This window comes from Streptomyces sp. SID5910, assembly GCF_009862125.1.
Lineage (GTDB): Bacteria > Actinomycetota > Actinomycetes > Streptomycetales > Streptomycetaceae > Streptomyces.
Genome location: NZ_WWHX01000633.1, coordinates 1 through 7,245 on the forward strand (window position 1 = coordinate 1; position 7,245 = coordinate 7,245).

Here is a 7,245-nt window from a genome sequence, read left to right on the forward strand (position 1 = left end):
GTGCCGCCGTCGCGGGCGGCGGCCAGGCCGTGCCGGGTCGCGGCGAGGTGGGAGGCCGCGGCCCACAGGCGCCGGCGGGCGTCCGCCTCCTGGTCGGCGTCGGGTGCGGTGGCGTCGAGGCGGGCGGCGAGGACGACGTGCGTGGCGTCGAGGTCGGCGTGCAGCCGCCGGGCGCGCTCGCGCAGCAGGCGCGGGTCGCGGTCGCGGGCGTCGAGCAGGTCGTCCAGCAGCTCGCCGCGCACCCGCTGTTCGGCCTCGGCGGCGGAACGCCGGGCGAGCAGCAGCAGGGACGTCACCATCGCGGCCCGCTCCAGGGTGAGCTGGTCCACCGGATCGAGTCCGGGATGGCCGCGCAGGACGAGGGCGCCGAGCAGCTCTCCGCCGGCGGCGACTGCGGCGATCCAGTCGTCGTCGTGCCGCACCGCGTGCCCTTCCGCGCGGGACGCCTCCAGCGCCCGGGCGGGTGCCGCGGCGGCCTCGGTGAACTCGACCGTGCCGGCCAGGACCTGGGAGACCGCGGCGGCCACGTCGTGGACACCGCCGCCGCGCAGGACCAGCTCGGCGAGCCGGTCGTGGACGTCGGAGGCGCGTTCGATGACGCCACTGCGGTCCTTGATGATCTCGTTGGCCCGCTCCAGCTCGGCGAGGGCCGAGCGGGTCTCCGCGAGCAGGTTCGCGGTGTCGATGGCCGCCGCCGCGAGGGCCGCGAAGGAACCGAGCAGCGCGATCTGCTCCCGCTCGAAGACCCGGGCGCGCCGGTCCGCCGCGAACAGCACGCCGATCACGTGGTGCCCGAGCATCAGCGGGACGCCCAGGATGGCGACGAGTCCCTCGTCCCGTACGCCCGTGTCGATGGTGCGGGTGTGCTGGAAGCGGGCGTCGTTGAAGTAGTCGTCGGTGACATAGGGCCGGGCGGTCTGCGCGACGAGGCCGCCCAGCCCCTCCCCCATGCCGAGCCTCAGCTGCTGGAAGCGGGCCGCGACCGAGCCCTCGGTGACCCGCATGTAGGTGTCGCCGCGTGCCGGGTCGTTGAGGCTGAGGTAGGCCACGTCCGTGCCGAGCAGCGAGCGGGCCCGCTGCACGATCGCGCGCAGCACGGCGTCCAGGTCGCGCAGCCCGGCGAGGTCGTGGGCCGTCTCGAACAGCGCCGACAGTTCGGCCTCGCGCCGGCGCCGGCCCTCCAGCTCGGAGCGCACGCGCAGCGCGAGGAGCTTGGCCCGCTCCAGGGCCGCTGTCCGCTCGGCCGGTCCGCCCTCGGCGCGGGCCAGGAGCACCGGCTGCTCGTAGGCGTCGGCGGAGGCGCCCCGGGCCAGCAGCTCCAGGAAGGGCGCCTCGGCGCCGGCGGGCACCGCATGGTGCTCCGGTGCCGCGGCGGCGTGGACGGAACGCTCGGCGGACTGCGCGTGATCGCGGGACATGGACACAGGATCACCCATCGCACGGTCGTCCCGGCAGCCCTGTGGAAAACCGGGGCCGCCGGGAGCGGGCGGCCCTCGCCGCCCTGTGGAAAACCCGGCCGCCGGGGTCTCGCCCCGCTCGGCAGGCGGTCAGTGCGCGGTCCAGCCGCCGTCCAGGACGAGGGAGGTGCCGGTGACGAAGGCCGCCTGCGGGCCGCACAGGTAGGCCACGGCCTCGGCGACCTCCTCCGGTTCGATGAGCCGGCGCAGCGCGCTGTCCCGCAGCAGCACGTCGGACAGCACCTGCTCCTCGGGGATGCCGTGCGCCCGGGCCTGGTCGGTGATCTGCTTCTCCACCAGCGGGGTGCGTACGTAGGAGGGGTTCACGCAGTTGGAGGTGACGCCGTGGGCGGCCCCCTCCAGGGCGGCGGTCTTGGACAGTCCCTCCAGGCCGTGCTTGGCGGACACGTAGGCCGCCTTGTAGGCGGAGGCGCGCAGTCCGTGCACGGAGGAGATGTTCACGATGCGCCCCCAGCCCTGCCCGTACATATGGGGCAGGGCGCCGCGGATCAGGCGGAAGGGCGCCTCCAGCATGACGGTGAGCACCGTGTGGAAGACGTCCGGCGGGAACTCCTCCAGGGGTCGCACCATCTGGAGCCCGGCGTTGTTGACGAGGACGTCGGTGCCGGCGGCCGCGTGCTCGGCGGCGTCCAGGTCGGTCAGGTCCAGGACGTGCGGTTCGACGGTGCCCGCGAGGTCCACGGCGAGCTCGGTGAGCGTCTCCAGCCCGGCGGCGTCCCGGTCGACCGCTCTGACCTCGGCCCCGGCGGCGGCGAGCCGCAGCGCACAGGCGCGGCCGATGCCGCCGGCGGCGCCGGTGACGAGGGCGGTGCGGCCGCCGAGGTCGAGCGGGGAGGCGTGGGGGGCCGGGAGGACACGGGGCGAGGTCATGTCCCGACCCTAGGCAGGGCCCACCCGGCGACCCATGTGGGCACGCCCCATAGTTCAGATACAACCAGTGGGGTCGAACCATGTGGGTGCGTCCGACAGTGCCTGCTTGATGCGGGACCGCCCGAACTCCCCGAGATCCGGCAGGGCGTCCACCGCGAACCAGCCCACGTCCAGCGACTCGTCGTCGTTGACCCGGGCCTCGCCGCCGACCGCCCGGCAGCGGAACGTGATGTCCATGAACTGGCAGACGTCGCCGTTCTCGTACGTGACCGGATCGAGCGCCTGGACGAGGACGAGCCGTTCGACGACGCACCGGACGGCGGTCTCCTCCTCCACCTCGCGCACGGCGCAGGCGGCGGGCTGCTCCCCGGGTTCCGCGATGCCCCCGATCAGCGACCAGCGCCGGTTGTCGGCCCGCCGGCCCAGCAGCACCCTCCCCTCCTCGTCGAAGACGACGGCGGTGACTCCGGGGAGCCACAGCAGCTGGTGTCCGGCAGAGGCGCGCAGGTCGCGGATGAAGTCGGGAGTAGGCATGGGCCCGACCCTAACGGGCCGGGCGGGACGCTCCCGATGGCGCCGGGGGGCGTGCGGCGGGCGGACGGTCACACAGCGCGGGCGCGCCGCCCGCGCACACCGGCGCCGACGGCCCAGCCGAGCCCGCCGACCGCGACGAGCACCAGGGCGATCTCCGGCCACACGCCCCACCGGGTGGCGGGGGTCTCGGAGGACCGCAGCGGCACCTTCTGGACCAGGGAGTCGGCCACAAACATGCCGGTCTTCTGGGTGATCCGGCCGTCCGGCATGATGATCGCGCTGACGCCGCTGGTCACCGGCACGGTGACGGTCCGGCTGTGCTCGACGGCGCGGATGCGGGACATGGCGAGCTGCTGGTAGGTCATCTCGCTGCGGTCGAAGGTGGCGTTGTTGCTGGGCACCGAGATCATCTGGGCGCCGTCGGTGACCTCGGAGCGCACCGCCCAGTCGAAGGCGGCCTCGTAGCAGGTGACGAGGCCGACCTCGGTGCCGGCCATGGTGAAGACGCCGGGCTCGGTGCCGCGGCTGAAGTCCCGGCTGACCATGGAGGTCCAGTCGTCGTTGATCGCCCCGATCATCGAGCGCAGCGGCAGGTACTCGCCGAAGGGCTGGATCTGCCGTTTGTCGTAGGTGTCGACGGGGCCCTTGTCCGGGTCCCAAAGGATCTGCTCGTTGAGCAGCTTGCCGTCGCGTTCGACGACACCGCCGACCGAGATGGGCACGCCGATCGCCTTGGCGGCCCGGTCGATGACGTAGCGGGCGTCGGCGTTGGCGAAGGGGTCGATGTCGGAGGAGTTCTCCGGCCAGAGCACGAAGTCGGGGCGCTCCGCCTTGCCCGCCTGGACGTCGGCGGCCAGGCGTTCCGTCTCGCGCGCGTGGTGGTCGAGCACGGCCCGGCGCTGGGCGTTGAAGTCGAGGCCGGCGCGCGGCACGTTGCCCTGGATGACGGCGACGGTCGCGGTGCCGTCCTCGGCCGCGTCGGTGACCAGCGGCCGGGCGGCCACGGCGCCCACGACGGGCACGGCGACGGTGAGCAGGGCCGCTGCCGCCGCGCCCCTCCGTAGGGTGCGGGTGCGGCGGGCTCCGACGGCCAGGCGGACGGTCTCGGCGAGGCCGAAGCCGCACAGGACGACCGCGAAGCCGAGGACCGGAGTGCCGCCGACCGCGGCGAGCGGCAGGAACACGCCGTCCGCCTGACCGAACGCGATCTTGCCCCAGGGGAAGCCCTGGAAGGGCACGCGCGCGCGTGCGGCCTCTCCGGCGATCCACACGGCCGCCGCCCACACCGGCCACGCCGGGAGCCTGGACACCGCGGCGACTCCCGCGCCGACCAGCGCGACGAAGACCGCCTCGATCACGACCAGGGCGAGCCAGGGGCCGGGGCCGACCTCCACGCCGGTCCACACCAGCAGGGGCAGCAGGAAGCCGAGACCGAACAGGTAACCGAGGCCGAGGCCCGCCTTCCAGCTCCGGCCGCGCAGCACCGCGCCGAGGACGGCGAAGGCGGGCAGGGCCAGCCACCACAGGGTGCGCGGCGGGAAGCTGACGTAGAGCAGCACGCCGGAGAGCGCGGCTGCGGCGGCCGGGAACAGGCGCGTGAGCCGCGCGGCGAGGCGCGAGGCGGGTGCGGCCTGCGGCTTCAGCCGGTCCGGCTCGCCGACGGTGGTTGCGGTGACGGTCACCCACCGGAGTGTACGGCGCGTGACTTCGCGGCCGACAGCACGGTTCGCGGGGCTCGCGGCGGCCGGTGCCGCATCGTTTCGGCACAACCGGCCGCCGGGCGGGCTCCCATCCGCCGACCAGCCGTTACGGTGTGCCCGAGCCTCGGTCGTCCGGTCCTGCCGTCCGGCGGCGGGGCCCGTCGAGGTCGGGGGCGACACGGGCGGGGGGCACGGTGGGTGCGAGGGGGCGGAAGACCGCGGCCGCTGCGGCGGCGGACGGCGAGAGACGGAGCGGTTCGGACGCGGCGGGTGTGGTGATCCTCGGGGCCTGTGCGTCCTGGTCGCTGATCACGGCCGCCGCGCGCGACGGGCGTCCGGAGGGGGTGCTGCTCGCGGTGCTGGCGGTGGCCGCCGGCTATTCCGTGGGGCGGATCTGCGGCGCGCTCCTGCCGGTCGCCGCCGCCTGTGCGGCGGGGCTCGCCGGTGCGGCCCTGACGATGGCCGTCCCGCATCTGGTCACCGGGCCGCGGATCACCGTGCCGCTCGGGCACGCCGGTGCCACCGCGGCCCTGCTGGTCCTGTCGGCGGGCGCCGCGTGCTGCGGGGCCTGGGCGAGTCCGGTGCCGGCCGTGCGGCTGGCGCTGCGCCTGCTGGCCGCGGGGATCGCCGTGACGGCAGCCGTCCTGGGCTCGGCCGCGGGCTGCGCGGCCTGTGCGGTGGTACTGCTGTGCTCGCTAGCCGCCGGCCGCGTCCGCCACCGTGGTGCCGTGCTCGCCGGGCTAAGCCTGATAGCCGGACTGGTGACCACCCTGACCTGGGCGGTCGCCGCGAGGGCCGTGCCGGACGGTCTCGCCGCCTTCGTCGAGGCCCGGCTGACCTCCGCCCGGGTTCTGCTGTGGGGCGACGCGCTGGACCTGCTGCGCGGGGACGCCGTTCTCGGCGTGGGCCCGGGGCGTTTCGGGGAGCTGAGTCCGACGGCACGGACGGTGGCCGACGGCAGGCCCCACTCGGCGGCCTGGCAGCAGGCGGCCGAACAGGGCGTCGTCGGCGTCGTCCTGCTGGGGACGGCCTTCGGCTGGGTGCTCTACGCGCTGTGGCGCTCACCGCGCCCGACGCCGGTCGTACTGACGGCGGGGGTGGCACTGACGGGGCTGGCGACGATCGCGACGGTCGGCAACGCGCTGAGCTTCACCGCCGTGTCGGTCGGCGCAGGCCTACTCGCAGGCCTGGCCACGGCCCATCCCCTCACCGAGGAGCCCCCGACACCGGCGCCGGGGACGGGGCGTCAGGGTCACCGGACCTTCCGGTGAGGCGCGGGCGGGCACCGTGGGCCCGGCAGGCGCCGGGGCGCCCTGGGTACTGCGGTCATCGGATGCCCTGGGGCCGGCGGCCACCGGGTTCCCTGGGTTCTGCGGCGACCCGATGACCCGAGCTCGGCGGCTGCGGAGGACGCCGCCACCGCCAAGGCAGCCGCCGGCCGCACGTTTCCGAACCGACGGGGCCGGGCGCATCGCGTACGACGGCTCCCGGACGACCGCCGATCCTGAGGCCGGGCGGCCACCGGGCGCCCTGGGCCCGCCGGCCACCGGATGACCCGGGCACGGCGGCTACAGAGGACACCGCTACCGCCGGGGCAGCCGCCGGCCGCACGTTTCCGAACCGACGGGGCCGGGCGCATCGCGTACGACGGCTCCCGGACGCCCACCGGTCCCGAGGCCGGGCGGCCACCGGGCGCCCTTGGTTCTGCGGCAACCGGATGACCCGAGCTCGGCGGCTACGGAGGACGCCGCCCCCGCCGGGGCTGACGCCCGCCGGCCCTGGGGCCCGGTGGCCACCGGCTGCCCTGGGTTCTGCGGCCACCGGGTGCCCCGGGATCGGCGGCTACGGAGGACGCCGCGACCACCGAGGCAGCCGTCGGCCGGGCGTTCCGAACCGGCGGGGCCGCAGACGTATCGCGTCCGACGGCGACCGTGCGGTGCGCTTCAGTGGGCCGCTGGGCCCGGGGTCTTCGGGCGGAGGCGGTCCTTGATGACCTGGACGGCTGCTTCCGCGTCGTCCACGGTGACCGTGAAGGTGTGGCCGTCCCACAGCCGCAGGATCAGGCCCTCGCCGCGTCGTACGACGACGGCGGTGCCCTTCTCCGGCCGCCAGCGGTAGCCCCAGCCGCCCCAGTGCCGCGGGGTGACGTGCGGGGTGAACTCGGCGCCCACGACGTGCGAGAGGGGGATGCGCCGGCGGGGCAGGCCGATGTGGCCGCAGCGCACCTCCAGGCACTCCTCGTCGACTCTCAGCGCGACGTGCACGAAAGCCAGCGTGCCGAAGAGCACGAGCAGTCCGGCCGCGATGCAGCCGACGACGGCCATGGTCAGCGGGGCGACGCCGGTTTCCCAGGCCGAGTCGACGGCCAGCGCGATACCGAGTGCCACGCAGGCGACGCCGATCAGCGCCAGGAACCACTGGACGCGGTTGGTGGCACGACCGGTCCAGACGTCCGGTACGGGGGTGCTCTCGCCGGGGCGATGCCTCATGGATATGAGGTTACTCATGTTTCGCTGCGCGGGTACCTCGTCGCGCAGGGTGACTGGGCCGAGCGGGCGCCCGGCCCCCCGGTCAGCGGGCGGGTGTGACCGTCCGCAGCAGCCGGCCCTCCTCGTAGGCCGCCGCGGTCGCGGGCAGGGTGCCCTCGCGTCCGCTCAGCAGCA

The 7,245-nt window shown here is 75.2% G+C and carries 6 protein-coding genes and 1 pseudogene; 1 reads left to right on the forward strand and 6 read right to left on the reverse strand.

Annotated features, from left to right (window positions below; all coding sequences use genetic code 11):
- The 4 genes from GTW67_RS22225 to lnt form a co-directional block, all read right to left on the reverse strand.
- Positions 1-1,418, reverse strand: a 1,418-nt coding sequence (locus tag GTW67_RS22225; protein WP_161166568.1) for a GAF domain-containing protein, incomplete at its 3' end; no start/stop codon positions are given.
- 129 nt (positions 1,419-1,547) lie between these two features.
- On the reverse strand, positions 1,548-2,348 hold the full coding sequence (locus tag GTW67_RS22230; RefSeq protein WP_161166569.1) for a 3-hydroxybutyrate dehydrogenase: 801 nt from the start codon (positions 2,346-2,348) through the stop codon (positions 1,548-1,550).
- Positions 2,349-2,402: 54 nt separating this feature from the next.
- Positions 2,403-2,882: an NUDIX hydrolase gene (locus tag GTW67_RS22235; RefSeq protein ID WP_161166570.1), complete on the reverse strand. Its 480-nt coding sequence runs from the start codon at positions 2,880-2,882 to the stop codon at positions 2,403-2,405.
- A gap of 68 nt (positions 2,883-2,950) precedes the next feature.
- Positions 2,951-4,564, reverse strand: a complete 1,614-nt coding sequence (lnt, locus tag GTW67_RS22240) for an apolipoprotein N-acyltransferase (RefSeq protein ID WP_161166571.1) — start codon at positions 4,562-4,564, stop codon at positions 2,951-2,953.
- A 293-nt stretch (positions 4,565-4,857) separates the two neighbouring features.
- Here lnt and GTW67_RS22245 point away from each other — a divergent pair, with 293 nt between their 5' ends.
- Entirely contained in the window at positions 4,858-5,853 is a 996-nt protein-coding gene (locus GTW67_RS22245; RefSeq protein ID WP_161166573.1) for an O-antigen ligase family protein, read from the forward strand.
- A 672-nt stretch (positions 5,854-6,525) separates the two neighbouring features.
- Here GTW67_RS22245 and GTW67_RS22250 read toward each other — a convergent pair.
- Complete coding sequence (locus tag GTW67_RS22250; protein ID WP_161166572.1) at positions 6,526-7,071, reverse strand: hypothetical protein; 546 nt, start codon at positions 7,069-7,071, stop codon at positions 6,526-6,528.
- 82 nt (positions 7,072-7,153) lie between these two features.
- Positions 7,154-7,245, reverse strand: a pseudogene (locus GTW67_RS22255) (glutamate racemase); the annotation flags it as partial.

Coding starts and splice junctions, on each gene's coding strand:
- GTW67_RS22230 (WP_161166569.1), bottom strand. CDS start 2,348: ATGACCTCGCCCCGTGTCCTCCCGGCCCCCCACGCCTCCCCGCTCGAC.
- GTW67_RS22235 (WP_161166570.1), bottom strand. CDS start 2,882: ATGCCTACTCCCGACTTCATCCGCGACCTGCGCGCCTCTGCCGGACAC.
- GTW67_RS22250 (WP_161166572.1), bottom strand. CDS start 7,071: ATGAGGCATCGCCCCGGCGAGAGCACCCCCGTACCGGACGTCTGGACC.